22 protein-coding genes and 1 pseudogene are annotated in these 26,385 nt (G+C 59.8%); 10 read left to right on the forward strand and 13 right to left on the reverse strand.

The features are described from left to right. The first annotated feature begins 29 nt into the window (after nt 1-29). Complete coding sequence (locus ACK9YZ_RS18100) at nt 30-959, forward strand: rhodanese-related sulfurtransferase (RefSeq protein WP_416064727.1); 930 nt, start codon at nt 30-32, stop codon at nt 957-959. A gap of 8 nt (nt 960-967) precedes the next feature. On the opposite strand, the gene ACK9YZ_RS18105 is transcribed toward ACK9YZ_RS18100, so the two are convergent. Next, nucleotides 968-3,172 carry an EAL domain-containing protein gene (locus ACK9YZ_RS18105; protein WP_416064728.1) on the reverse strand — a complete coding sequence of 735 codons (2,205 nt, stop codon included), beginning with the start codon at nt 3,170-3,172 and terminating at the stop codon, nt 968-970. Nucleotides 3,173-3,354: 182 nt separating this feature from the next. Between ACK9YZ_RS18105 and ACK9YZ_RS18110 the strand changes: the two genes are divergently transcribed. Further along, nucleotides 3,355-3,825, forward strand: a complete 471-nt coding sequence (locus ACK9YZ_RS18110) for a MarR family winged helix-turn-helix transcriptional regulator (protein ID WP_216755962.1) — start codon at nt 3,355-3,357, stop codon at nt 3,823-3,825. Then, entirely contained in the window at nt 3,822-4,286 is a 465-nt protein-coding gene (locus ACK9YZ_RS18115; RefSeq protein WP_416064729.1) for a hypothetical protein, read from the forward strand. Before ACK9YZ_RS18110 ends, ACK9YZ_RS18115 begins: the two co-directional genes overlap by 4 nt. Nucleotides 4,287-4,326: 40 nt before the next feature. Here ACK9YZ_RS18115 and ACK9YZ_RS18120 read toward each other — a convergent pair whose 3' ends face one another. Then, on the reverse strand, nt 4,327-5,700 hold the full coding sequence (locus tag ACK9YZ_RS18120; RefSeq protein WP_416064730.1) for a GH1 family beta-glucosidase: 1,374 nt from the start codon (nt 5,698-5,700) through the stop codon (nt 4,327-4,329). 241 nt (nt 5,701-5,941) lie between these two features. Between ACK9YZ_RS18120 and ACK9YZ_RS18125 the strand changes: the two genes are divergently transcribed. Continuing rightward, nucleotides 5,942-6,349, forward strand: a complete 408-nt coding sequence (locus ACK9YZ_RS18125; protein WP_216755965.1) for a DoxX family protein — start codon at nt 5,942-5,944, stop codon at nt 6,347-6,349. Nucleotides 6,350-6,428: 79 nt separating this feature from the next. Here the strand turns inward: ACK9YZ_RS18125 and ACK9YZ_RS18130 are convergent, their stop codons facing one another. From ACK9YZ_RS18130 to ACK9YZ_RS18150, 5 genes are all read right to left on the reverse strand, one after another. Continuing rightward, nucleotides 6,429-7,616: a Gfo/Idh/MocA family protein gene (locus tag ACK9YZ_RS18130; RefSeq protein ID WP_183735361.1), complete on the reverse strand. Its 1,188-nt coding sequence runs from the start codon at nt 7,614-7,616 to the stop codon at nt 6,429-6,431. Between the two features lie 27 nt (nt 7,617-7,643). Beyond that, nucleotides 7,644-8,699, reverse strand: a complete 1,056-nt coding sequence (locus ACK9YZ_RS18135) for a sugar phosphate isomerase/epimerase family protein (protein WP_416064731.1) — start codon at nt 8,697-8,699, stop codon at nt 7,644-7,646. 249 nt (nt 8,700-8,948) lie between these two features. Beyond that, nucleotides 8,949-9,896: a substrate-binding domain-containing protein gene (locus ACK9YZ_RS18140; RefSeq protein ID WP_216755967.1), complete on the reverse strand. Its 948-nt coding sequence runs from the start codon at nt 9,894-9,896 to the stop codon at nt 8,949-8,951. 87 nt (nt 9,897-9,983) lie between these two features. Next, entirely contained in the window at nt 9,984-10,988 is a 1,005-nt protein-coding gene (locus ACK9YZ_RS18145; protein WP_416066766.1) for an ABC transporter permease, read from the reverse strand. 75 nt (nt 10,989-11,063) lie between these two features. Further along, entirely contained in the window at nt 11,064-12,590 is a 1,527-nt protein-coding gene (locus tag ACK9YZ_RS18150) for a sugar ABC transporter ATP-binding protein (protein ID WP_416064732.1), read from the reverse strand. A 166-nt stretch (nt 12,591-12,756) separates the two neighbouring features. On the opposite strand from ACK9YZ_RS18150, the gene ACK9YZ_RS18155 reads away from it, so the two are divergent. Together ACK9YZ_RS18155 and ACK9YZ_RS18160 are read left to right on the forward strand one after the other, a co-directional pair. Further along, nucleotides 12,757-13,788, forward strand: coding sequence for a LacI family DNA-binding transcriptional regulator (locus tag ACK9YZ_RS18155; RefSeq protein WP_216755969.1), 1,032 nt, complete (start codon nt 12,757-12,759; stop codon nt 13,786-13,788). Between the two features lie 92 nt (nt 13,789-13,880). Next, nucleotides 13,881-14,267 carry an ester cyclase gene (locus ACK9YZ_RS18160; RefSeq protein WP_416064733.1) on the forward strand — a complete coding sequence of 129 codons (387 nt, stop codon included), beginning with the start codon at nt 13,881-13,883 and terminating at the stop codon, nt 14,265-14,267. A gap of 22 nt (nt 14,268-14,289) precedes the next feature. On the opposite strand, the gene ACK9YZ_RS18165 is transcribed toward ACK9YZ_RS18160, so the two are convergent. The 6 genes from ACK9YZ_RS18165 to ACK9YZ_RS18190 form a co-directional block, all read right to left on the reverse strand. Beyond that, nucleotides 14,290-14,910 (reverse strand): class I SAM-dependent methyltransferase, encoded by a 621-nt coding sequence (locus ACK9YZ_RS18165; RefSeq protein WP_416066767.1) that lies wholly within the window; start codon nt 14,908-14,910, stop codon nt 14,290-14,292. 149 nt (nt 14,911-15,059) lie between these two features. After that, a complete protein-coding gene (gene xylA / locus ACK9YZ_RS18170) occupies nt 15,060-16,370 on the reverse strand; it encodes a xylose isomerase (protein WP_216755972.1) in 1,311 nt (436 codons plus the stop codon). A 105-nt stretch (nt 16,371-16,475) separates the two neighbouring features. Continuing rightward, the gene (xylB, locus tag ACK9YZ_RS18175) at nt 16,476-17,930 is read right to left on the reverse strand and encodes a xylulokinase (protein WP_416064734.1); all 1,455 of its coding nucleotides are present in this window, start codon (nt 17,928-17,930) and stop codon (nt 16,476-16,478) included. Nucleotides 17,931-17,951: 21 nt separating this feature from the next. Then, the gene (locus tag ACK9YZ_RS18180) at nt 17,952-18,977 is read right to left on the reverse strand and encodes a LacI family DNA-binding transcriptional regulator (RefSeq protein WP_216755974.1); all 1,026 of its coding nucleotides are present in this window, start codon (nt 18,975-18,977) and stop codon (nt 17,952-17,954) included. Nucleotides 18,978-19,134: 157 nt separating this feature from the next. Then, nucleotides 19,135-20,736 carry a DHA2 family efflux MFS transporter permease subunit gene (locus tag ACK9YZ_RS18185; RefSeq protein WP_416064735.1) on the reverse strand — a complete coding sequence of 534 codons (1,602 nt, stop codon included), beginning with the start codon at nt 20,734-20,736 and terminating at the stop codon, nt 19,135-19,137. A gap of 23 nt (nt 20,737-20,759) precedes the next feature. Then, nucleotides 20,760-21,968, reverse strand: coding sequence for an HlyD family secretion protein (locus ACK9YZ_RS18190; RefSeq protein ID WP_416064736.1), 1,209 nt, complete (start codon nt 21,966-21,968; stop codon nt 20,760-20,762). Nucleotides 21,969-22,119: 151 nt separating this feature from the next. Between ACK9YZ_RS18190 and ACK9YZ_RS18195 the strand changes: the two genes are divergently transcribed. The 4 genes and pseudogenes from ACK9YZ_RS18195 to gltX all read left to right on the forward strand — a co-directional run bounded on the left by ACK9YZ_RS18195 (nt 22,120) and on the right by gltX (nt 26,370). Further along, nucleotides 22,120-22,800, forward strand: a complete 681-nt coding sequence (locus ACK9YZ_RS18195) for a TetR/AcrR family transcriptional regulator (protein WP_216755977.1) — start codon at nt 22,120-22,122, stop codon at nt 22,798-22,800. Between the two features lie 105 nt (nt 22,801-22,905). Continuing rightward, nucleotides 22,906-23,747: pseudogene (locus ACK9YZ_RS18200) on the forward strand (GyrI-like domain-containing protein). Between the two features lie 101 nt (nt 23,748-23,848). After that, on the forward strand, nt 23,849-24,598 hold the full coding sequence (locus tag ACK9YZ_RS18205; RefSeq protein ID WP_216755978.1) for a TerC family protein: 750 nt from the start codon (nt 23,849-23,851) through the stop codon (nt 24,596-24,598). Nucleotides 24,599-24,915: 317 nt separating this feature from the next. Next, nucleotides 24,916-26,370, forward strand: a complete 1,455-nt coding sequence (gltX, locus tag ACK9YZ_RS18210; protein WP_416064737.1) for a glutamate--tRNA ligase — start codon at nt 24,916-24,918, stop codon at nt 26,368-26,370. The last annotated feature ends 15 nt before the right edge of the window (nt 26,371-26,385 follow it).

The following is a 26,385-nucleotide window of genomic DNA, read 5'->3' on the forward strand; positions in this document are numbered from 1 at the left end:
GGGACGGCATATTCTGTATTTCCACGCGCATGACCGACAATGCGACCCAAACAAGCCCCTTCCTGGTGGCGGCGCTCTATCATTTTGTATCCCTGCCGCGCTTCGAGAGCCTGCAGGCGCCGTTGCAGGCCCTATGCGAGGAGAATGGCGTGAAGGGCACGCTTCTGCTTGCCCATGAGGGTATCAATGGCACGATTGCGGGACCGGATGCCGGCATCCATGCCGTCCTTTCCTTCCTGCGCGCCCAGCCGGAATTTACTGCCTTGGAGCATAAGGAAAGCCGTGCTTCCAAAATGCCGTTCCTGCGTATGAAGGTGAAGCTGAAGAAAGAAATCGTCACGATGGGCGTCGAGAACATCGATCCCAACAAGGTGGTCGGAACCTATGTCGATCCCAGTGACTGGAATGCGCTGATCTCGGATCCCGACACGGTCGTCATCGACACCCGCAACGACTACGAGACGGCGATTGGCATCTTCCGCGGCGCGGTGGACCCGAAGACCAAGACTTTCCGCGAGTTTCCGAATTGGGTGCGCAACAATCCCGGTCTGCACAACAAGCCGAAGATCGCCATGTATTGCACTGGTGGCATCCGTTGCGAGAAGGCCACGGCCTTCATGAAGGAACAGGGCTTCGATGAGGTCTATCACCTCAAGGGCGGCATCCTGAAATATCTGGAAGAAGTGCCGCAAGAAGAAAGCCTGTGGGATGGCGCCTGCTTCGTTTTCGACGAGCGCGTTTCTGTCGAGCACGGACTGAAGGAAGGCGAGCACAAGCTCTGCCACGCCTGCCGCAATCCGATCACGGCAGAAGAGGTCACCTCGACCTACTACGAGGAAGGCGTTTCCTGCAGAAATTGTTACCATACGCGGAGCGAAGAAGACCGCCTGCGCTATCGTCAACGCCAGCACCAGATCGCGCTCGCCAAGAAGCGCGGCCAGAAGCATATCGGCACCTAAGGCGGACTTTAACGGGCAAGGCGGCGCTGCGGCTGAACCTCGCGGCGTTCCCGCAACAGCTCGTTGATCTGGTCGGCAGCCATCGGCTTGCCGAAGAAATAGCCCTGCAGGCTGTCGCAACCAAAGAGGCGAAGCGCGATCGCCTGCTCCTCCGTCTCGATGCCTTCGGCGGTGACGGGAATATCCAGCGCGCGAGCAAGTGCGACCGTCGCCTGCAGCATTTCCCGCTGCTGGCCGTTGCCGGTGATGTCGGTCACGAGCGAGCGGTCGATCTTGATGCGGTCGAAGCCGAACTGCCGCAGGTAGCCGATCGAAGAGAAGCCGGAGCCGAAGTCGTCGAGCGCCACCTTGACGCCGAGCGACTTCAATCGCTCGATCGACTGGCGCGTACGCTGCGGGTTCTGGATCATGTAGCCTTCGGTGATCTCCAGCATGACGCGGCTCGCCTCGATCTCCGTCTGCTTCAGCACATAGCGAACATAATCGGTGAAGGCCGGATTGCGGAACTGGCCCGGTGAAACGTTGACCGAGATCTTCAGTTCCGGCCACTGTTTTGCCGTTTCGCAGGCCTTGCGCAGCACGAATAGCCCGAGGGATTCGATGAGCCCGCTGGTCTCTGCGATCGGAATGAAAACCTCTGGCGAAACCGGACCGTGGCCAGGCCGATTCCAGCGTACCAGTGCCTCCACGCCATTCGTCTCATGAGACGCTGCGTCGACGAGCGGCTGATAGGCAAGGGTGAGATCGCCGCTTTCGATCGCCATGCGCAGATCGAGCTCCAGCGCATTGCGCTGCGCGCGATCGGTATCCATGGCCGGATCGTAGAGCGTCATGCGGGCGCGACCGGCTTCTTTTGCCTTGTACATGGCGAGATCGGCGCAGCGCACCAGTTCTTCGCGGTCGATCGAGCCGAGCGGCGACATGGCGATGCCGATGCTGGCGCCGACCACGACGATCCGCCGACCGACCTCCAGGGGTTCGGCGAGGAAATCGAGGATCTGCTCCGCAAGCTGAAGTGCGGCGGCATTTTCCGCATCCGAAAGGAAAGCGATTGCGAATTCGTCGCCGCCGATGCGCGCGAGTACGGCACCATCGGGGATCAGCACATCCAGTCCCGCCGCAACAGCGCGGATCAGCTGATCACCGGTGCCGTGGCCATAGCTGTCGTTGACTTCCTTGAACCCGTCGAGATCGAGATAGAGCAGCAGGACATTCCGCTTCGTGTGCCGCGCTTCCGCGACGAAACTGTCCACCGCAAGGCTCAAGCCATCGCGGTTGGAAAGACCACTCAGGCGATCGCGAAGTGCTTCTTCACGCGCACTGTTTTCCTCCGCCTTCAGGCGCCGCCCGGCCAGCCAGCCGATGATGAGCAGGACGACGAAGAACAGGCCGACAAGACCAAGCGCCTGAATGACCATGGGCCGGACCTGCGCATAGCCGATATCGCCAGGCGAACGCGACACCCAGACAAGCTTGCCAACAACCGCACGAGCGGGGTCTGCGATCTCGACGGAATAGGCCGAAGCAGAATCCGCAGGCACGAGCCGCAACCCGTTCAGCACATAAGTAGTGCCGAGAGCAGATACCTTGGCATCATCGAGATGCCGAGCGAAAATCAGATAGCGATGCTGACCGGCAGGCGCGTTCAACGCACCGGACTTCTCGCGCACAAGCGCGATGCCGACAGCCGCGATACCCTTTTCGGTCCTGATGAAGCCGGTCGCCTCCGGCTTGCCGTTGGCGTCAACTGCACGAACCTTATCCAAAAGCAGCCAGAGGGACGGGGTAAAGAAATCGCTGACCGGCTTTTGCATGGGCAGGCCGTCCTGATAGGCGATGACGGTCTTCTTCTCGTCGTCGATGACGATAGCCATGTCGAAGAGAGAGCTGTTGACGGACATCTCACCGTAATTGCTGATCGTCCATGGCGTGCCATCCGGCTTGTAGACATTGGCAGCCGCGTCATCCCAGGCGGCATAATCGTCGAGCGTGGCGGCAAGCTGATTTTCGAAGGTCTTGAGTGCACCGATCGTGGTTTCGCGCGAACGCTCTTCGTCGAGCACATTGGCATTTTCGGAAACACGTTCCAGCGCCGTCAGCACCATGACGGTGACAACGGCGACAATGACCGCAAAGGAAAAAAGCACACCAGTAACCGTGGTATGACGGCCCAAACCCGATCCGTTGCTTCTAGACCTCAAGACTGGCGGCAATTCATATAACTCCCCGTTCAGGAAACCTTCGCAGTCAACGGTCAAGAAACGCTTAAAATCATGAGAACAATCGAGAATCCGGCTCAGGATCTACCTGAATATCGCACACCACGGCATATTGACAACCAGTTTCCAATAATGGTAACTAGTTTCCATAAAATCGCTATGGAGAGCCGAAAGTTTTGAAGCGCACGATCGAAGCGGACCTGCTGACGGACATTATGCTGATGGTCTTCCGAATCAATGGACGACTATTGGATGGCGGCGATCGGCTCGGTGCACCGCTGAACCTCACCAGCGCTCGCTGGCAGGTGCTTGGTGCGATCTCGCTGTCTTCCGGAAACGTCACCGTCCCGGTCATCGCCGAGATGATGGGCATGACGCGACAGGGCGCCCAGAAACAGGTGAACAAGCTGGAAGAGGACGGCTTCATCGAAAAACGAGCGAACCCGCGCCATCAGCGCTCGCCCTTTTATGGACTGACACCGCAAGGCGCGGAAAGCTATGCACGGATAACCGACTTGCATACCGGTTGGGCCAACAGACTTGCCGATGGGCTGGATGCATCGGATCTCCGCACCGCGCTCAGTCTCCTGAACAGTTTCGACCAACGGCTGGCGCTCGACGCCACGGAAAGCGAGGAGCAGACATGAAAACGATCATTCATGCCGGCGCAGGCACTCTGGCGATGATCCTGATTGCGGGTTTTCTGACCGCAACGCTGATCTGCGAACTGCTTCTGAATGAGACGGCCGTCCTTCTGGTCAAAGAGGCGATCCTTGCCGGCATCTGTTTGCTGATCCCAACGATGGCAATCACCGGCGGCAGCGGCTTCTCGCTGGCCGGCGGCCGTCATTCGCCGGCTATCGACAGGAAACGCAAACGGATGAAGCTCATAGCCGCAAACGGGCTGCTGATCCTCCTGCCATTGGCAATCCTGCTCTATCTGCGCGCGGCGGCGGGTCTGTTTGACGGTCTTTTCTACACTATGCAGGCGCTGGAGGTACTGGCCGGATCGGTCCAGCTCGCGCTCCTTGCCCGGAACTTCCGCGATGGACGAAGGATGACGAGGAGCAAACGCCGCGCCACGGCAAAGACGTTCCGCACGATCTGAAACGGCGGGGCACCCGTGCCCCACCGGAAATCTTCCGTTCTCACACGGCCTTGTGGTTGCCCTTCGGGAATTGGCTCGCTAATTCGCGATACCACTTGCCGCTCTTCTTGACCGTACGAACCTGCGTTTTGTAATCGACGTGAACGAGGCCGAAGCGCATGCGATAACCTTCTGCCCATTCGAAATTGTCCATCAGGCTCCAGGCGAAGTAGCCGCGCATGGGATAACCGTCCTTGATCAGATCGGCGACGACATTGAGATGGTCGCTGACATAGTCGAGGCGCATCACATCGTCGACCTCGCCGTTGACGACGCCGGTATTGTCGCAGGCGCCGTTCTCGGTGATGTAGCACTCCGGCAGATCGTAACGGCGATAGAGGTCCTCGACGACCAGCTTCAAGCCCGGCGAATAGACTTCCCAACCGATATCCGTCTTTACGTCGCTTGCCGGAGGCGCTTCCATCGTCCAGGGGAAATCGCCCCTGCGGCTGGCATCGTCGACAACGCGCTCGGGCTTGTAGTAGTTGAGACCCCACCAATCGAGCTTCTGGTTGATGATCCTGAGATCGCCATCTTCGATGACGGGCATGCGGTCGCCGAGCGCTTCGACGAATTCCTTCGGATATTCGCCCTTGAAGACCGGATCGAAGAAGGCGCCGTTGTGGAACTGATGGGCACGCTCACCGGCAGCAAGATCGGCAGCACTGTCAGACCCCGGAATGATCGAGGAGGCGTTAAGCACCAGGCCGACCGGCACGCCAGGCGCCTCCGAACGGATCGCCTCGACGCCGAGGCCGTGCGCCAGGTTCATGTAATGCATGGCGTGAAGGGCCGCCTGCACATTGCGCTCGCCCGGCGCATGAATGCCGTAGAGGTGGCTGAGCCAGACGATGCACCACGGCTCGTTGAAGGTCGCTACGCTGTCGAGGCGGTCGCCAAGGCGGCTCATGACAGTCTTTGCATAGCGCTGATAGGCATAAGCGGTCGAACGCGCCGTCCAGCCGCCGTCACCGGCGAGCAGCAGCGGCAGATCCCAGTGGTAGAGCGTCGCGAAAGTCTTGATGCCGCGTGCCTTGCAGCCATCGACGAGACGATCGTAGAAATCGAGGCCGGCTTCGTTCACCGGGCCTGTGCCATCAGGGATGATGCGCGGCCAGGCGATCGAGAAGCGATAGGCGTCGACACCCATATCCTTGATGAGATCGAGGTCCTGCTCCAGCCGGTTATAGTGGTCGCAGGCGACATCACCGTTATCGCGATTATAGACGCGGCCGGGCATGTTGCAGAAGGCGTCCCAGATGGACGGCTTGCGGCCATCGGCCTTGCTGCCGCCTTCGATCTGAAAGGCAGCGGTGGCAACACCGAAGGTGAAATCACCGGGGAAGCGGTCGGCAAGCTTTTTCGGATCGATCATCTCTGAATCCCATCTCTCAGTTATGGACTGACCGTTTGCCCGGGGTTTAGCCAAGCCCGCGCCCAAAGTACAGGCCGGCAGCACGAAAAACTGCAACGTTACAGGAAGAAAGGCGACAGAACAGCAAGGCTGTCACAAGCCACTCTTCCGGATCTCATAACGCCAATGTCAGCAGTCGTGATTTGCCGTCGCAACCCTGATCCTTACACGGAAAAGAGCATCGCAATATGAAAGGAAACGAATGCTCTCCTCGATCCATCTGCTGCAGCCGCATCTCCTGAGCCTGCTGCGCATCGTCTCGTCCCTCGTGCTTTTCAGCTACGGAACGCAGAAGATCCTGCTTTTCCCGACTGCGGCAAGCGTGCCGCCCGTCGGCTCGCTGTCCTGGGTTGCCGGCCTCATCGAACTCACGCTCGGCTTTCTGGTGCTGATCGGTTTCCAGACCCGCATCGCAGCCTTCGTGCTTTCCGGCTTGATGGCCTTTGCCTATTTCATCGGCCATGCATCGAAGAGCTTCTTCCCGGCGCAGAACGGCGGTGTTGCCGCAATTCTGTTCTGCTTCGTCTTCCTTTATCTGGTCGCCGCCGGCGCCGGCCCCTTCAGCGTCGATAACCTGCTGAAACGCGGCCGCACCACGGTTGCCGCCTGATCACCGAAAAAGAAAAACGCCGGAGCGATATCGAATCGCCCCGGCGTTTCTACTGGCATGCGCTTGATAGCGCAGAAACTCAGACCTTGACCCAGGCGCCGTTGCGCTTCGAGGAGGCGACGCAGGCCTCGACGAAAGCGACACCCTTCACGCCGTCATCGACTGTCGGGTAGACCACGGCCTTGTCGACGGCCTTGCCCTTCTTGTGGGCGTTGATAGCGTGCGCGGCTTCCGTATAGATCGTCGCGAAGGCTTCGAGATACCCTTCCGGGTGACCCGAGGGAACGCGGGAAACGCGGGCAGCGGCAGCGCCGGAACCAGCACCGTTACGGGTAATCAGTCGCTTGGATTCGCCGAACGGCGTATACCAGAGATAGTTCGGATCCGCCTGAACCCATTCGAAACCACCCTTGGTGCCGTAAACGCGCACCTTGAGGCCATTCTCATGACCCGGCGCCACCTGGCTGCACCAGAGCATGCCCTTGGCCGGCTTTTCCGAACCCTTGGCCTTGAAGCGCAGCATCACATGGGCGTTGTCATCGAGACGACGGCCCGGCACGAAACTGTCGAGGTCTGCAGCAAGGCTGTCGAGCTCGAGGCCAGTGATGAACGAGGCCAGGTTATAGGCATGTGTACCGATATCGCCGGTGGAGCCGCCGACGCCGGACTGTGCCGGGTCGGTGCGCCATGCAGCCTGCTTCTGGCCGGACTGCTCGATTGCTTCCGTCAGCCAGTCCTGCGGATACTCGGCCTGGACGATACGGATATCGCCGAGTTCGCCATTGGCAATCATCTCTCGGGCCTGACGCACCATCGGGTAGCCAGTATAGTTATGCGTCAGGATGAACAGCGCGCCGCTTTCGTCGGCAACTTTCTTCAGCTTCTTGGCGTCGGCAAGGTTTGAAGTCAGCGGCTTGTCGCAGATGACATGGATGCCGCGGCGCAGGAATTCCTTGGCAGCGTCATAATGCACGTGGTTCGGCGTCACGATGGAGACGGCTTCGATGCCGTTCTTCAGCTTGGCTTCGCGAATCGCCATTTCCCGGTAGCTGGAATAGGTGCGCGACGGATCGAGACCGAGATCGCGACCGGACTGAACAGCCTTTTCCGGTGTCGATGACAGCGCGCCGGCGATCAGATCATACTGATCGTCGATACGTGCGGCGATGCGGTGAACGGCGCCGATGAAGGCCCCTGCTCCGCCGCCCACCATGCCGAGCCGGATGCGCGGCTCGCGGGTCTGTTCGGATGATGCTTCGATTGCCATGATATTCTCCTCGAAATCCCGATCCGCTTACGACAGACCGAGCATGCGCCGGTTTGCGGCCTGATCGGTTCCGCCGGCCGCGAAGTCGTCGAAGGCCTTCTCGGTCACGCGGATAATATGCGCCTTGACGAATTCGGCGCCTTCACGCGCGCCATCTTCCGGATGCTTCAGTGCGCATTCCCATTCGACCACGGCCCAACCGTCGAAGTTGTTGGCAGTCATCTTGGAGAAGACGGCGCCAAAATCGACCTGGCCGTCGCCCAGCGAACGGAAGCGGCCGGCGCGTTCGACCCAGCCCTGGTAACCGCCGTAGACGCCCTGGCGTCCGGTCGGATTGAACTCCGCATCCTTGACGTGGAACATCTTGATCCGGTCTTTGTAGATGTCGATGTTATCGAGATAATCGAGGCACTGCAGGACGTAGTGCGACGGATCGTAGAGCATGTTGGCGCGCGGATGATTGCCGACGCGCTCCAGGAACATCTCGTAGGTGATGCCGTCGTGCAGGTCTTCGCCCGGATGGATTTCGTAACAGACGTCGACACCGTTTTCGTCGGCATGATCTAGGATCGGCTTCCAGCGACGGGCAAGCTCGTCGAAGGCGGTCTCGACGAGACCGGCAGGACGCTGCGGCCACGGATAGATGAAAGGCCAGGCGAGCGCACCAGAGAAGGTCGCATGCGCCTTCAGGCCGAGGTTCTTGGAAGCGGTCAGCGCATACTTGACCTGCTGCACGGCCCATTCCTGTCGCGCCTTCGGATTGCCACGCACTTCGGGCGCCGCAAAACCGTCGAAGGCTTCGTCATAGGCCGGATGAACGGCAACGAGCTGGCCCTGCAGGTGGGTGGAAAGCTCGGTGACCTCGACGCCGTTTTCACGCGCCTTACCCGCGAATTCATCGCAGTAATCCTTTGACGTCGCCGCCTTTTTGAGGTCGATGAGCTGGCTTGCCCAGGTCGGAACCTGCACGCCCTTGTAGCCGGTGTCGGCCGCCCATTTGGTGATCGCATCCCAGGAATTGAAAGGTGCTGCATCGCCCGCGAACTGCCCGAGGAACAAGCCGGGTCCTTTGATCGTCTTCATGTCAGTTTCCTCCCTGAATATCGATCGTAAACGTTTTCGATAAATCTTAGCGCGCCGTTCGGTAAAGAAAAGGCGCCTCCCCGCCAATGCGAAGGATTTAGCGGGTGAGCCAAAAATCAACGCGGTCTGGACCTAACCACGCTCGCCACAGAACGGCAAGAGGTACGTGCCGCATTTTGACTTCAACTTGCCTGAAGGCATGAAAAATGCGCCCATTCTTTCGAATGGGCGCATGCGTGAAAGCAGTAATCAGAACGGAGAATCCGGGAAGTAGAAGTTCTCGGCATTCTCCTTGGTGACGAGCGTTGCGTCGAGGATATAGTTGCCGTGAACCGGAACCTGATCGTAGAGCGAAGCAGCGGTCAGTTCCATGGCCGTGCCGACCATTGCCGGCGGATAGAGAACGTCGACCGGGATCATCTTGTCTCCATCCATGACTTTCTTGATCATGTCCTTGGAGCCGGCGCCGGCGACCACGTACTGGATGTCGGTGCGCTTGGCCTGCTCGATGGCCTGAAGGACGCCGACAGCCATGTCATCATCCTGGCACCATACGACGTCGATCTTCGGATATTTCGTCAGATAGTCCTGCATGACCTTGAAGGCATCGTCGCGGTTCCAGTTGCCATACTGGCGATCGAGAACCTTGACCTTGGAGCCGGCGATCCCCTTGTCGAAGCCGTCCTGGCGCTGCTGATCGATCGGGATTGGCAGACCGCGGATGACGACGACCTCAGCTTCCGGGGTTTTTTCGGCAATGTACTTGCCGGCGACTTCGCCAAGTGCCGGGTTGTTGCCGGCGACGTAGAGGTCACGCACGGAATTGTCGTTGTTCGACGGCGCGCGGTCGACGAGCGCAACGAACTTGCCCTTGCCCTTGACTTCCTTGATGGCGTTGACGAGCGGATCCGGATCCGACGGCAGGATGACGAGTGCGTCGATGCCCTGCGTGTCGAGGTCCTGCACTGCATTTGCCTGCGTTGCGGCATCCGGCGAGGTTTTGACGATGACGTTCAGGCCCGGATGTTCAGCCATCAGCTTCTTGGCAACGCGTTCTGCATGGAACACGACACCCGATGTCCAGCCGTGGTCGGCAGCCGGAATGGACACGCCGATCGTGTAATTCTTATCCTGGGCGTAGGCTGCGCCGGCAAAAGCCACCCCCGCAACAGCCAGACCCAACATGAGCTTGCGCATGCTATTTCCTCCCAAAAATATCAGGGACTTGTCCAATCCGAACCGGGTGCCCTGGATAGCCCGGCCAATCCGAGAAGCAGGCTTGTCTTACGATTTGCGGACCAGCGACCGCTGCACCAGCATGGCGATGATGATGATCGCGCCCTGGATCGCGCCGATGAGATATTCGCTGATGAAGTTCGAAAGCAGCATGATGTTACCGACGAGCTCAAGAATGAAGGCGCCGCAGATCGTGCCCCACACGCGGCCCGCACCACCCTTCAGCGCCGTACCACCGACGACCACGGCCGTAATCGCCTGCAGCTCCCACAGGATGCCTGTTGTGGCCGAGGTCGAGCCGAGGCGCGGCACATAGAGCAGCACGGCAATCGCCACGCAAAGGCCCTGGATGACGAAGGCGATCGTGCGCACACGGTTGACCGCAATGCCGGAATAGCGGGCGACGTCGCTGTTCGAACCGACAGCCACGACATGGCGGCCGTAACGCGTGCGGTAGAGGATGAAGGCCGCAACGGCAGTGACAGCAAGGATGACAGCGATCGGTACCGGAATGCCGAGGATATTGCCGAAATAGGCCGGACGATAGAGCGTCTGGATATCAGCCGAGCGCAGCGTGATTGCGCCGCCCTGCGACAGCCATGTCGTCAAGCCGCGATAAATGCCCATCGTGCCGAGGGTAGCAATGAAGGGCTCGATCTTACCGACCGTCGTGATGAGGCCGTTTGCGAGACCGCAGAGCGCACCGGCAATCACGGCGAAGACGACAGCCGCCGTCAGCATCAGCACCGGATCGGCGATGACGCCGGAATTGATGAGCAGAATCATCAGGCTCGCAACGAAGGCCACCATGGAGCCAACGGAAAGATCGAGGTCGCCGGCGGAGATCACGAAGGTTGCGCCAACGGCGATGATCGCAATAAAGGCGCAGCGGGTCGCGACATTCGTAAGGTTGGTGATGCCGATGAAATTCGGATTGACCAGCGCGCCCACGATGAGAAGCAGGGCCAGTGCGGCAAAGGGCGCAACCGCTCGCAGATCGACATCACGCCAGGATCTGCGCCGGATTTCCCTGGTCTCCTCGTTAACACTCATATCCAAAACCAACCTCCCGTCCCATGACTGCTGGGCATCTTGTTTATCGCGCGGTGCGCCCGTACCCTGCCGGCGTCAGGCGGCCGCCTGACGCTTGAGTCCTGCTGCGTAACGCATGATTTCCTGTTCGGAAATTTCATCCCCTTCCAGGATGCCGACGATCCGGCCTTCGCGCATAACGGCGACGCGCGTGCAGAGACCGATAATCTCGGGCATTTCCGAGGAAACGACGATGATCGACCGCCCGTCGCGGGCGAGCGCCGAGATGAAATGATAGATCTGCTGCTTAGTACCGACATCGATGCCGCGCGTCGGCTCGTCAACGATGATGATCTGCGGTTCGGTCTCCATGACCTTGGCGAGAAGCAGCTTCTGTTGGTTGCCACCCGACATGCGGCCGGCAATGATATTGCCGTCACGCACGCGGATGTCGAACCGCCGCTTGGCCTTGGCAAGTGCGGCCGCCTCGCTGCTCGGGCTCAGATAACCATGGCTGACATGCCGCTCGAGCGACTGCAGTGTCAGGTTGGCGATCATGCCCGAGCCGAGCAAAAGCCCCTTCGACTTGCGATCCTTGGTCATATAGGCAAGGCCGGCGCGATTGGCCGCGCGCGCATCGCCCGAGTGCACGCTTTCCCCGTGGATGACGACTTCGCCCGACAGACGCGAGCGCAGGCCGGCGACCGCTTCCATCAATTCCGTGCGGCCGGAGCCGATCAAGCCGGAGAAACCGATGACTTCGCCCTTGCGCACCTCGAAGCTCGCATCCTGTACGTAGCCGGTAGACACCGCGCTGACGCGAAGAACCACTTCCTCGTCCACATTGGGCTCGACCTTAGCGGGATAGAGGCTGGAAAGCTCACGGCCGACCATCAACTGCGCGATGGATTCCCCATCAAGCATGGAGGTCGGCGCCGTTTTGACCCACTGGCCGTCACGCAGCACCGTGACCTTGTCGGTCAGCTCCATGACCTCGTCGAGCTTGTGGGACACGAAGACGAAGCTTGTGCCCTGCTCGCGCAGCTTGCGCACCTGCTTGAAGAGCATATTGGTTTCTTCTCGCGACAACACGGCCGTCGGCTCGTCCATGAAGACAACACGGGCATCACGGCTGATCGCCTTGGCGATCTCGACCATCTGCTTGTCGGCGATCGAGAGCGAGCTGATCATCGCATTCTCGTCGACATGCGAACCAAGCACATCCAGCACCCGGCGAGTCTCCGCGCGCATATATCTGCGATCGAGCACACCGAAATGCGTAACTTCGCGGCCAAGAAACAGGCTCTCGGTCACGGTCAGATGTTCGGCGAGATTGAATTCCTGATGGATGATGACGATCCCGAGCGCTTCGGCCGCGCCGTTCGGCGGCAGCACCACGGGCTTGCCGTCGAGCACGATTTCGCCCGACGTCGGCTGCTCGAAGCCGGAGAGGATCTTGACGAGAGTGGATTTGCCGGCGCCGTTTTCACCCATCAGCGCATGGATTTCACCAGCGCGAAGATCGAAATTGACGCTGAAAAGAACCTGCACGCCGCTGAAAGACTTGCAAATGCGCCGGGCGGACAACACCACCGGTGCAGCCTCTGCGGTATCCACGGTCATGATTTCCTCCTGCGGCTCCCATCCGCTTATGTTGGGCATATGTAAACCTTTACATCAAGCATGTAAAGGTTTACATCGTGGATTTACACAGATCTGTTGTGCGGCACCTTTGACCTCCCGGCAAGTCTGTGTAGTGTGCGGCGAAGACAGCCCAAGGCGGAGCCCCGTGTCGAATTCCACGCCCGCAACAATCGAAGACGTCGCCCGGATCGCCGAGGTTTCCATCGCGACGGTCTCGCGGGCAATCCACATGCCCGAAAAGGTGGCCAATTCCACACGGCTGAAGGTCAACCAGGCAATCGCCATCACCGGTTATACGACCAATGCCATGGCGCGCAGCCTGCGGCTCGGCCGTTCCAATATGATCCTTGTGGTGGCGCCCGATATCGGCGACCCTAACTTTTCCAACATCCTGATCGGCTTGGAGAATGAGGCTCGTGCCCATGGCTATGGTATCCTCATCGGCCATACGCAGAACGATGCGCAGCGCGGCCTCGAATATCTGAAATTCTTCAGTTCCAACCAGGCGGCGGGACTCATCCTTTTCACCGGCATCCTGCCCTTCGGTCATCAGACTGTGACGGCGCAACTGCCGCCGAGCGTCGGCGTATTCGAACCTGTATTCAATGGTGGCATCCCCTATGTCGGCGTTGACGATATCGAGGGCGCAAGGAAAGCCGTTGACCTGCTCCTGGCCGAAGGACACCGCAAGATCGCCTTTATCGGCGATTCCCGCACCCGCCTCGCCTACAGCCGCCGCCGGCAAGGCTATGACGCCGGTCTCGACGCCGCCGGCGTGCCGAAAGACACGCGTATCGTGCTGGAAGGCGACGGCACGATCGAGAGCGGCCGCCACGCCGTGGAGCAACTCTTCATGCGCGATACGCTCCCCACCGCCTTCATGTGCGTCAACGACCAGACAGCGATCGGCGTCATGATCGGCCTCAATGCCCGCGGTTACAATATCCCGCAGGACTTTTCCGTGACCGGCTTTGACGACGTGCCACAAGCCGTTTTCATGAGCCCGTCGCTGACGACCATTCGCCAGCCGCGCACAGCGATCGGCAAACAAGCCATGGCGCTGCTCCTTGAGCTTCTCTCCAACGGCCGACCGGCCGAAACGGAAATCCTGCTGCGGCCGGATCTCGTTGTGCGTAATTCCGTCTCTGCGCCGCCGCGCAACTGGCAGAAGCGGTAGGCTCGAAGCCGCTGCCAATGATTTGCTATTGCCCGAACTCAATGCTGTCCTAATTTGGCGACGGACTCCTTTGTAAAGACGAGGCAACCGAAATGTCACGAGATCTGCTGGCCGACAGATACCGAGGTTACATTGCCTGCCTGAACGGCCAGGATTGGGATAATCTGGGAAACTTCGTCCACGAGCGTGTTCGCTACAATGGCAAGCCCATCGGCCTGTCTGGCTATCGGGAGATGCTCAAAGACGATTTTCGCGCTATCCCCGATCTCTTCTTCGACATTCAACTGCTAATCTGCGAGCCGCCGCGTGTGGCAAGCCGTTTGCAGTTCAACTGCACCCCGAAGGGCGAGCTGTTCGGTCTTCCAATCAACGGCAGGAGGGTGCAGTTCGCCGAAAACGTCTTCTACGAGTTCCTGGATGAAAAGATCGAAACCGTCTGGTCGGTCATAGACAAGGCCGCGATCGAATCACAACTTTGAAACTTCCAGGGTTCCTCTGCGATCATGCAATTCGCCTGAACGTGCTGAATTGAAATCTCTGCACGCTGTCCCAAGGTGTCGAATGATCGTGGCGGCGGCTGTCGATCAGCTCGAAACCTGCTCCCAACAGTTCCAGCAGACTGTCCGAACTATGGCGCGCAACTGGCAGACCGCTGCACTTTTCCGGCCCATCAAGGGCGAAAGTTCCCATAATCAGAGAGCCGCCGATGTTCAGCGCGCGTTTCAGTCGCTCGATGTAGGCCGCTTGTTCAGCCGCATCGGTCAGAAAATGGAAGGCTGCGCGATCGTGCCAGATATCATAGGCCTGCGGCGGCTCCCAAAGAGTGGCGTCGCCGGCAATCCACGTCACCTCGTCAGCCTTGGCGCCGAGACGCTTTTGCGCCGCATTGAGCGCAGCCGCCGAGAGATCGAGCACAGTCACATCGACGAACCCTTCAGCAAGAAGGCCGTCAACCAGCCTTGAAGCGCCGCCGCCGACATCGACGATAGCGTCAGATCGTTTTGCCTTAACGAAATGAATCAGATCGAGAGAAGGCGCAGGGCATTCCTGAAACCAGCTGACATCAGCCTCGCCTTTGGTCGAATAGACATTTTCCCAATGCAGTTTGCGATCGTCCGTCATGAAGCGCCCCAAGCGTTTTCTCCATCGCCGCTGATGGCATCCCAGATTTCCCTCTGCCCGACCAGTACAACTAGCCAACGTTCGCCTTCGCAAATGAAAAAGCCGGGAAGCTTTCGCTCCCCGGCTCTTCAAATAATCAAAACCGCCGATCAAACGTAGCGGTTGACGATATTTTCGAGCAGCTCCTGCTTGCCGGACTTCGGCTGCGGGTTGACGTCCTTGCTTTCGACCCACTGCGTGATCTCATCCAGCGAATATTCGCCGCGGAAGAGCTTCTGGCCTTCGGCCGAATTCCAGCCGGCATAGCGGTCTGCGAGCGGCTGCGACAGAGCCTTGTCTTCGAGCATCTTGGCAGCAGCCTTCAGGCCGCGGGCACAGCAATCCATGCCACCGATATGGCCGATCAGCAGGTCTGCCGGATCGAGCGACTGACGGCGCAGCTTCGAATCGAAGTTGGTACCGCCCGTCTTGAAGCCGCCGCCCGCCAGGACGTAGTAATAGGCCAGAGCCATTTCCGGAACATTGTTCGGGAACTGGTCGGTATCCCAGCCGGACTGGTAGTCGTTGCGGTTCATGTCGATCGAGCCGAAAATGCCGAGCGCGTTTGCGAGCGCCAGCTCATGCTCGAAGGAATGGCCTGCGAGGATCGCATGGCCCTGCTCGATGTTGAGCTTCACTTCGTTTTCGAGGCCGTGCTTCTTAAGGAAGCCGTAGACGGTCGCGACGTCGTAGTCGTACTGGTGTTTGGTCGGCTCCTGCGGCTTCGGCTCGATGAGGATCGTACCCTTGTAGCCGATCTTATGCTTGTACTCGACAACGAGGTTGAGGAAGCGGCCGAGCTGGTCGAGTTCGCGGCCGATGTCGGTGTTGAGCAGCGTTTCATAACCTTCGCGGCCGCCCCACAGAACGTAGTTCTCGCCGCCGAGCTTCTGCGTGGCGTCGATGCAGGTCTTCACCGTCGCGGCGGCGAAAGCAAAGACGTCCGGATCCGGGTTGGTGGCAGCACCCGACATATAGCGGCGGTTGGAGAAGAGGTTCGCCGTGCCCCAAAGCAGCTTGGTGCCGGTAGCCGCCTGCTTCTCGGCGAAGTAATCGACGATCTCGTTCAGATTCCTGGTGTTTTCGGCAAAGTTCTTGCCTTCCGGACGAACGTCGGCGTCATGGAAGCAGTAATAGGGCGCGCCGAGCAGTGAGAAGAATTCGAAAGCGACGTCAGCCTTCAGCTTTGCGGCCTTCATCGTGTCTTCGAACCACGGACGCAGGAAGGTCTGACCGCCGAAGGGGTCGCCGCCCGGCCAGGTGAAGGTGTGCCAGTAGGCGACGGCAAAACGCAGATGGTCTTCCATGCGCTTGCCAAGAACGATTTCATCCGGCTGGTAGTGGCGGAAAGCCAGCGGGTTGGTGCTGTCAGGGCCTTCGTACTTCACTTTCTGGATATCGCCGAAAAATCCGGTGCTCATTGGGGTTCTCCTTGGGTTTGTCGTTCAGTCTTATCGTCAGTACCGTGCGCCCCCCTCATCCGGACCTTCGGGGCAGGCGGATGAGGGGGCCATCGGCTCAGCTTCTCAATGCGCCAGCGACTTGATCGCCGGATAGGTCGCGCGGTAGCGCTTGTAGGCATCTTCATAGGCGCCCGAGAGTGCCGCAACCGGTTCGATCGTGCCAGCCGTGACCGGCGGTGTGCAGACGGCAACCGGATCGGCACCCATTGCGGCAATGAGGCCGAGGCGAGCAGCACCGAAGGCGGCGCCGAAATCGCCGTCTGCCGGCAGGTCGACGGGAACGCCGAGCGCGGTCGCAATCGAGGCCAACCAATAGCGCGAGCGCGAACCGCCGCCGATCGCCGTGACACGGGAAATATCCGTGCCGGCCGAACGCAGGGCTTCCAGATTGTCGCGGATCGCGAAGGACACGCCCTCCAGCACTGCCTGGGTCAGCACTGAGCGGCTGCTTTCATGCTCGAGGCCGATAAAGGCGCCACGGATGACCGGATCATTATACGGCGTGCGCTCGCCTGAGAGGTAAGGCAGGAAGGTCACGCCGGTCGGCGCCTTCAGGCTTTCGCCGAGTTCGCCGGTGAGATCGGCGGCCGACTTGCCGGTGACCGAAGAATGCCAGTTCAGTGCATCGGTCGCCGACAGGATGACGCCCATCTGATGCCAAGTGTTCGGCAGCGCATGGCAGAAGGCATGCACGGCGCTTTCCGGCTTCGGCAGGTAGGCGGCGTTGGCGGCAAAAAGAACGCCTGACGTGCCGAGCGAAACAAAGGCCGCACCATCGCTGACCGTGCCCATGCCGCAGGCCGAAGCCGCATTGTCGCCGGCGCCACCGGCAACGACGACATCGCCCGAAATACCCCAGGCCGAGGCGAGTTCGGCGCGCAGCTTGCCGGCCTGCTCCGTGCCTTCGATCAGCGTCGGCATCTGCTTCTCATCGAGATTAGTGGCAGCCAGCAGTTCGGACGACCACTTGCGCTTGCCGGTATCCAGCCAGGACGTCCCGGCCGAGTCCGACATTTCCGAAATATGTTCACCCGTTAGCCAGAGACGCAGATAGTCCTTCGGCAGCAGGACCTTGGCAACCTTGGCGAAGATCTCGGGCTCGTTCTTGGCGACCCAGGCAAGCTTCGGTGCGGTGAAGCCGGGGAAAACGATATTGCCGCTCAGCTTGCGGAAGCGCGGATCGGCATCGAGCGCGGCCGCCTCGACATAGGAACGCGTGTCGTTCCACAGGATGCAGGGGCGCAGCACCTTGTCGGAGGCGTCAAGCAGGGTTGCGCCGTGCATCTGGCCGGAAAGGCCGATGCCCTTCACCGCGGCAAGCTCCTTCGGGTGTTTGGCTTTGAGGCCGGCGACAGCTTCTTCGGTAGCGCGTACCCAATGGGCCGGTTCCTGTTCGGACCAGCCGGAATGCGGGCGCGAGACGTCGAGCGAACCATTGGCGGAGCCGATGATCTTCTGATCGCCGTCGATCAGCATCGCCTTGACGCCCGAAGTTCCGAGATCGAGACCCAGATACATGTAGTATTTCTCCCTTTGCCGTTACGGCAGGTTGTCTTTCAGGAATATGTCGAGGCGGATGCGCTCCTGCGCGTCGATGACCGCAAGCCCGTCCGCCTTTGCCTTGAGAACACGGATCGCGCTGCGCACCTCATGGCCGGCATCCTGATTGAGGATTGCGTCGATAGTGCCATCGAGAAGAGCTGCGCGCGTGTGCGCCGTCAATTCATGGGCAATCACCGTCAGCGACCTGTCTGCCGCCTTTTCCTTTAGTGCCCGAATAAGGCCGCGATTACCGGCGCCCAGGCTGTAGATGCCGATAATGCCATCGTTCTTGCCGAGCGCATCGGCAATCAACATATGGGCGACTTCAGGATCGTCCCGACCTTCGAGCACCGGCAGCAGATGCAGCGCCGGAAACTCCTGCGCCATGACAGATGCAAAGCCCTCCAGGCGCTCGCGATGGTCGCGCACCAGCATGGAGCCGGCCAGAACGGCGATCTCGCCCTTCGCGCCGCCAAGGAAGCGGCCGAGTAGACGCGCAGCGGTGCGCCCCGCGGCGATGTTGTCGACGCCGGCATAATGATGACGCAGCGATCCCGTCAGATCGGAAACGAGAGTGACGACCGGAATGCCGTCATGAACCAGCCGGTCCACGGCAGCACGCACATCGGGCGCATCCGTGGCAACAAGCGCCACCCCGGCAGGCTTTTCGGCATCTACTGTTTCCAGCTCGCGCACCAGCGCCTGCGGATCGAAGGCAGGCACTTCGACGATGCGGATATCCGTACGCTCGATAGCCGAGCGCGCGATCGCCGCGCGGATCTCGGCATTCAGACCGTGCATGAAGGAGTTGTCGCTGGCGGGCAGGATGAAGGTCAGCGGATAGACGCGGCCCTTGGCAAGGTTTGCAGCCGCCACGTCGCGCACATAGCCGAGATCGCGGATGGCTGTCTCCACCTTCTCCCGCGTCACGTGGCGCACGCCCGGCCGCTGGTTCAGAACCCGGTCCACGGTCGCGAGACTGACACCCGCCGCAGCGGCGATATCATGAACGGTTGGCCTCATCATTCCTCCTGACGAGACCATTAGCGCTAATTTTGATGTACGTAAATCAAAAAATACGTGAGCTGGAAAACACCCTCGCTGAAGGAACAGAGAAACCACTCATGTTAAAAGGAAAAAGGCCCTCCGAAGAGGGCCTTCTTGCAATGACGGCCGGAGGTCAGTGGCCGCCACCGCCTCCCCCGCCGCCTTGCGGCGCGGGTTTCTTGATCATGACGACGCCAAGGATCATCGCCAGAAAAAGCACCGTCAGCATCAGGAAGATATCGCTGAAGGAAAGGATCATCGCCTGTTTGGTGGCCAAGCCAACCATCTGCTTGACCGCGACGTCGGCGCCATCCAAACCCCAATTGTTGAAGTTGGCGGTCATGTTGTTCATCTGGTCGATCGCGGCCGTATTGCCCCAATGGACGTTTTCGCGCAGCCGCTCGTAATGCACGTCCTGGCGGGTGGTGAGCACGGTATTGATGACTGCAAGACCAACGGCACCGCCGAGGTTACGCGTCAGATTGAAGAGGCCGGAAGCGCCGCGGATACGCTGCGGCGGCAGGGTGCCGAGCGCGATGTTGTTGATCGGCACCATGCACATCATCAGGCCGAAACCGCGCAGGATCTGTGGGATGAAGAGCTCGTAGAAGTCCCAGTCCTGCGTCAGATGCGTCATGATGTAGGTGCCCGCCGCAAAGCTCACGAAGCCGATCGCCATCATGAAACGCAGATCGAGCTTGGTCGACAGCCGGCCGGCAATCGGCGCGGTGAAGAACATCGCAAGACCCGACACGAACATCGTCTCGCCGATCATCTGCGAATCGTAGCCGCGGATACGGCCAAGATAGACCGGATAGATATAGGTGAGTCCGTAAAGGCCGATACCCATGACGAAGGAAAAGACCGAGCCGAAGGAAAAATTTCGGTTGGCGAAGGCCGTCAGATCGACGACCGGGAATTCCACCGTGAAGGCGCGGTAAAAGAAGACGATGCAGGCGCCGACCGAGGCAACGGCACCTGCGACGATGTAGCTGTCGTTGAACCAGTCGTTCGAATTGCCTTCCTCAAGCACATATTCCAGCGAGCCGAGAAAGATGCCCATGGCAAACAGCCCGTACCAGTCGAACTTCTTGAAGAGCGACAGTTCCGGCTTGTCGAAATCGATAAAGTTCCAGGTGACGATCGTGACGATGATACCGGGCACGATGTTGACCAGAAACAGCCAGTGCCAGGAGAAGGCGTGGCTCAGGTAACCGCCGACTGTCGGGCCGATGGTCGGCGCAAGCGTGGCGATGAGACCGATGATCGGCGAGACGATCGAACGCTTCGACGGCGGGAAGATCGTGAAGGCGGCCGCGAAGACCGAGGGGATCATGCCGCCGCCGATGAAGCCCTGAATGGCACGGTAGACGATCATCTGGTCGATATTCGTCGCCGTTGCGGCCAAAGCGCTCGCCATGGTGAAACCGGCGGCAGAGATGGCGAAGAGATATCGCGTCGAGATGATGCGCGCCAACGTGCCCGAGAGCGGGATCATGATGACTTCTGCTATCAGGTAAGCCGTCTGCACCCAAGCGACCTCGTCCGTACCGGCAGAAAGGCCTGCCTGGATTTCGGCCAGCGAGGCAGAGACAATCTGGATGTCGAGGATCGACATAAACATGCCGAGCACCATCGCGAAGAAGGCGATAAGCTTCCTCGGATCCATGCGATCTGCGGCATGCGCGTGCGCTGCCGGGATCGACCCTACCGCTGCTGTCGCACTCCCGGCCATGGGACTACCTCCGCCCTAGGGGCTTACTTCACCGGCGCCGTGCGTGTGTCTACGTCGACGACGACGCTGAGACCGGCGCGCAGGCGGCCGCTGTCAAGCGCATCCTGTGGCAGGGCGATACGAACCGGCACCCGCTGGATGATCTTGGTAAAGTTGCCCGTCGCGTTTTCCGGCGGCAGCATCGAGAAGACCGAACCGGAAGCCGGCGAGATCGATTCGACGGTGCCGACGACAGGGTAATCGCTGTAGGCGTCGACATGGACGTTCACCTTCGAACCGGGCACGAGATGCTGGATCTGCGTTTCCTTGAAGTTGGCGTCGATATAGAGCTGACGGGTCGGCACCAGCGCCATGAGCCGCTGGCCGGGCGAGACGAGATCGCCTTCCTGAACCGAACGGTTACCGACAACGCCGTCATAGGGCGCCTTCAGTACGGTGAAGGAGAGGTCGCGGGCGGCCTTGTCGCGCTGGATTTCCAACGTGCGGACAGAACCCTCGGCTTCCTTGCGCTGGGCTTCGAGGATGGCAATGTTGGCCTGGGCAGCAACGATATTCGCATCGCCGCCGGCAAGATTTGCCTTCGCCTGATCGAGAGCCGTATTCGCATCATCGAGATCTGCGGTGGTGCCGACCGACTTCGCCTGCAGGTCGCTCTGACGCTTCTGCTTGATTTCCGCGCCGCGCACAGTGGCTTCGAGGGCAGTCTTCTGCGCCTGGGCCTGCACGAGGCTCGCCTTGGCGCCTTCGATCTGCGCATCGATGCGGCTGAGCGACAATTGCTCGGTTTCGATCTGAGCATTGGCCTGATCGAGGGCGTTCTGGTAGTCGCCGTTATCAAGGGTAGCGAGAACGTCGCCTGCCTTGACTTCCTGGTTGGCGACAACATTCACCTTCGCGACATAGCCGGTAACCTTCGGCGAGATCGTCGCGATATCACCCTCGATATAGGCGTCGTCCGTCGACACCATGAAGCGGCCGTTGGTCCACCAGTCGTAGCCGTACCAGCCGGCACCGCCGAGTAGCGCCAGTACGACGACGGGCAGTACGAAGCTGCGGCGCTTTTTTGGAGCAGCCGGTGCAGGTGCGACAGCAGGCGCGGACTGCGCAGGAGCCGTCTGCGGTGCCTCTGCCTTCGGGGCTTCGGCGGGAGCTGCGATTTCCGCTTTCACCTCTTCGGCGCCGGCATTTTCGCTGACAATGCGCGCGACGTTGCTTTTCTGGTTGGTCGACATTAACGGCTACCGATCTGGAGTAAAATAATCGAACTGAACGGTTCGGTTCAGTTGACATAAAGGGTTTTTGACATCATATCAAGATGCATAGAACCAATCGGTTCGATTTCTCTAAAAGAAAACACGAATTCGCCAAGACGGTTAAGGAGACATGACACTGAAGCCCGAGGATACCGCCGTATTCAGCCCACCCAATCCGGGGGGCCGCTTTGCTGCGGGTGAGGATCCCGCCAAGCGCCAGCAAATCCTTGATGGTGCCCGGCGCGTGTTCATGAAGATGGGCTTCGATGCGGCCAGCATGAACGATGTGACCCGCGAGGCCGGCGTTTCCAAGGGAACGCTCTATGTCTACTTCGCCAACAAGGAAGAACTCTTCCACGCCATGGTCGAGACCGAGCGCGCCGCCTTCGTCGCGGCTGTGCGCACGGTCCTTGCGGAACACGACGATGTCGAGGCCGGCCTGTACGAATTCGGGATGACCTTCGTCATCCATATGACCGAAGACAAGGTCATTGATGCCATGCGCACCGTGCTCGGCGTGCGTGAGCGCATGCCCCTTCTCTGTCAGCGCTTCTTCAAGGGTCCGCAGAACCTGCGCACCATCATGCACGACTTCCTGGAGAAGCATGTGCAGGCAGGCACCTTGAAGATCGATGATATCGATCTTGCGGCCGGGCAGTTTCTCGACCTTGCAAGCGGCAGCTTCTTCAAGCTGCGCCTCTTCGGCATTATGGAAGGCCCGCCACCACGCAACGAGATCGAACGCGTCATCCGCGGCGCGATCCATGTATTCATGGCGGCCTACGGCGTTCGCGAACACGAACCCGCCTGATCCGTTTCTCCACGCCGATTGGTTTTCCGCCGGATTTGCGCAATAGCTATCAAATCCGGCTGCCGCATTTCCACTAGGAATAAGGCGGCAACCAAGGGAGAGGAAATGAGCGCCATCGGACGGGCGATATGGTTCATCGAGAGTCATTTCGAAACCGATATAAGCCTCGACGAGATCGCAGAAGCCGCCGGATTGTCGCGCTATCATCTGTCGCGCGTCTTCGGTCTGGTGACCGGCCATTCGATCAGTGGCTATATCCGTGCGCGGCGTCTGAGCGGTGCCGCGCTGTCCCTCATCTCAGGCTCATCCAGCATTCTCGAGGTTGCCATCGGCGCGGGCTATGGCTCGCACGAGGCTTTCACCCGTGCCTCCCGCGACCAGTTCGGCATGACGCCGGACGCGGTGCGACGACAGGGGCACATTCGCAATCTTGTTTTGATGGAGCCTGTCAGGATGAAAACCGCAAACCTCAACGATCTCGAACCGCCCCGTTTCGAAAGCCTCCCGCCGATGCTTTTTGCCGGCCTGCAGGAAACCTATACCTATGGCGGCAACGCTGCGATCCCCTCGCTGTGGCAGACATTCAACCAGCATTTCGGCCATATCCCGAGCCAGAAGGGCAATGTCGCCTACGGGATCTGCACGCATATAGACGGCGAGGTCGAGAAATTCCGCTACATGGCCGCCGCCGAGATATCCGATGCCGATGATCTGCCGGAAGAGTTTGCGACATTGAAGCTGCCGGCCCAGCGCTACGCCGTCTTCTCGCATCGCGGTCACGTCTCCGGCATTCCCGCCACGATGGACCTGATCTTCGGTAACTGGTGGCCGACTTCGGGCCTCGAACATGGCAGCATGCCCGACATGTTGGAACGCTATGATGACCGCTTCGATCCCTATACGGGGGGATGGGTGTGACGGAAATCTGGTTGCCGATCAAGGAATAAAAGCCCGATGGTTTTCGTATACCCCCTTGCGGTGCTTGCCTGGCAGGTCCGTAACGATAGATTGTCCGCGTCCTTAGGTGACGCAAGGGGGAAATACGCCGATGCAGGATATCATGACGCTCATTCAGGACCCGGCTGCCTGGGTGGCGCTTGTCACGCTCGTGGTAATGGAAGTGGTTCTCGGGATCGACAACCTCATCTTCATCTCCATCCTCACCAACAAGCTGCCGCCTGAACACCGGGAAAGAGCCCGCAAGACCGGTATCGCCCTTGCTCTTGTCATGCGTCTTGCTCTGCTTGGTACGGTCGCCTGGATTGTCCAGCTCACCGAACCGCTCTTCGAGCTTTTCGGCCACGGTTTCTCCTGGAAGGACCTGATTCTCATTGCCGGCGGTCTCTTCCTCGTCTGGAAGGCCACCAAGGAAATTCACCACAATGTCGATCCTGAGGATCATCAGGAGAATTTCATCGCAGGCGCGACAGGCACGAGCTTTGCCTCGGCAATCGGTCAGATCCTGCTGCTCGATCTCGTCTTCTCGGTGGACAGCATCATCACCGCCGTCGGCATGACCCCACATCTGCCGATCATGATCATCGCCGTCATCGCCGCCGTCACGGTCATGCTTGTCGCCGCAACGCCGCTCGCCAATTTCATCGAGCGGAATCCGACGATCGTCATGCTGGCGCTCGCCTTCCTGCTGATGATCGGCACGACGCTGATCGCCGATGGCATGGGCTTCCACGTGCCGAAGGGCTACGTCTACGCCGCCATGGCCTTCTCGGCCCTCGTCGAGATGCTGAACATGCTGGCGAGAAACGCGCGCCGGCGAAAGCGCGAGGGCGGCCACTAAGGCTGCCCATCCATCTCAGACCCGATTGTTACCTCCGCCTTCCTCGGTAAGGCGGAGGTCCATCTATGCATCCGCAGCCTCATCTCAAAGAACAGACCATCCGAAGCGGCCGCCGGGAGGTCGGATGAAGTCCGCCGAAAGCGGTTTTTCTTGACGCGCCCTTTTGAATATGGCCTAAGCGCAACCATCAGGATAATCGACGGATTATGCGGGCAGATGCCCTTATTCCAGCCGATTTCCGACAGATATCTGCATTCTCCAGGCCGAACGTCGCTTTCATTGAAAAGCCGCTCGGCATTCATTGACGGGCACATAAAATGACAGCTTCCGGCGTCCGCGTCCGCATCGCTCCCTCGCCGACCGGCGAGCCGCATGTCGGTACCGCTTACATCGCTCTTTTCAACTATCTCTTTGCCAAGAAGCACGGCGGCGAGTTCATTCTGCGCATCGAGGATACCGACGCGACGCGCTCGACTCCGGAATTCGAGACCAAGGTGCTGGATGCGCTGAAGTGGTGCGGGCTGGAATGGAAGGAAGGCCCTGATATCGGCGGCCCCTACGGTCCCTATCGCCAGTCCGACCGCAAGGACATGTATCAGCCATACGCCCAGGAACTGCTGGACAAGGGCCATGCCTTCCGCTGTTTCTGCACGCCAGAGCGACTGGAGCAGATGCGCGAAAGCCAGCGTGCTGCCGGCAAGCCGCCGAAGTATGATGGTCTCTGCCTGACCCTCAAGGCAGAGGAGGTCACCTCGCGCATGGCGGCTGGTGAAACCACCGTGATCCGCATGAAGATCCCGACCGAAGGCTCCTGCGACTTTACCGACGGCGTCTACGGCGAGGTTTCCATTCCGTGGGATTCCGTCGACATGCAGGTGCTGATCAAAGCCGATGGCATGCCCACTTATCACATGGCCAACGTCATCGACGACCATCTGATGAAGATCACCCATGTCGCGCGCGGCGAGGAGTGGCTCGCGTCCGTGCCGAAGCACATTCTGCTGTACCGCTATTTCGGCTGGGACCAGCCGGTGTTCATGCATCTGTCGCTGATGCGCAACGCCGACAAGTCAAAGCTGTCGAAGCGCAAAAACCCGACCTCGATCTCTTACTATTCCGCGCTCGGCTATATCCCCGAAGCGCTGATGAACTTCCTCGGGCTGTTCTTCATCCAGATCTCCGAAGGTGAAGAACTGCTGACCATGGATGAGCTGTCAGAAAAGTTCGACCCGGAAAACCTCTCCAAGGCCGGTGCGATCTTCGACATCCAGAAGCTCGACTGGCTGAACGGCCGCTGGATCCGCGAAAAGCTGTCGGAAGAAGATTTCCGCGCCCGCGCACTCACCTGGGCGATGGAAAACGACCGTCTGACGGCCGGCCTTCGCTTGTCGCAGACGCGCATTTCCAAGCTCGGCGAATTGCCTGATCTCGCCGGCTTCCTGCTGAAGTCCGATCTCGGCGTGCAGCCCTCCGACTTCGCCAAGATCAAGTCGCCACCGGAAGAGATCCTCGAGATCCTCAATACCGTCCAGCCGGATCTCGAAAAGATCCTGGAATGGAATGTCGAGACGATCGAGGCCGAACTGCGCGCCATCGCCGACCGCATGGGCAAGAAGCTGAAAGTCGTCGTCGCACCGCTCTTCGTTGCCGTTTCCGGCTCGTCGCGCTCGCTGCCGCTCTTCGATTCCATGGCGATCCTCGGCCGCTCGGTCGTGCGCCAGCGCCTGAAGCTCGCCTCGCAGGCAGTGGCCGCCCTCGTCGGCTCGAAGTAAGAACAGTCAGAGGAT

Origin of the sequence: Rhizobium sp. ZK1, assembly GCF_047782645.1 — a bacterium.
Classification (GTDB): Bacteria; Pseudomonadota; Alphaproteobacteria; order Rhizobiales; family Rhizobiaceae; genus Rhizobium.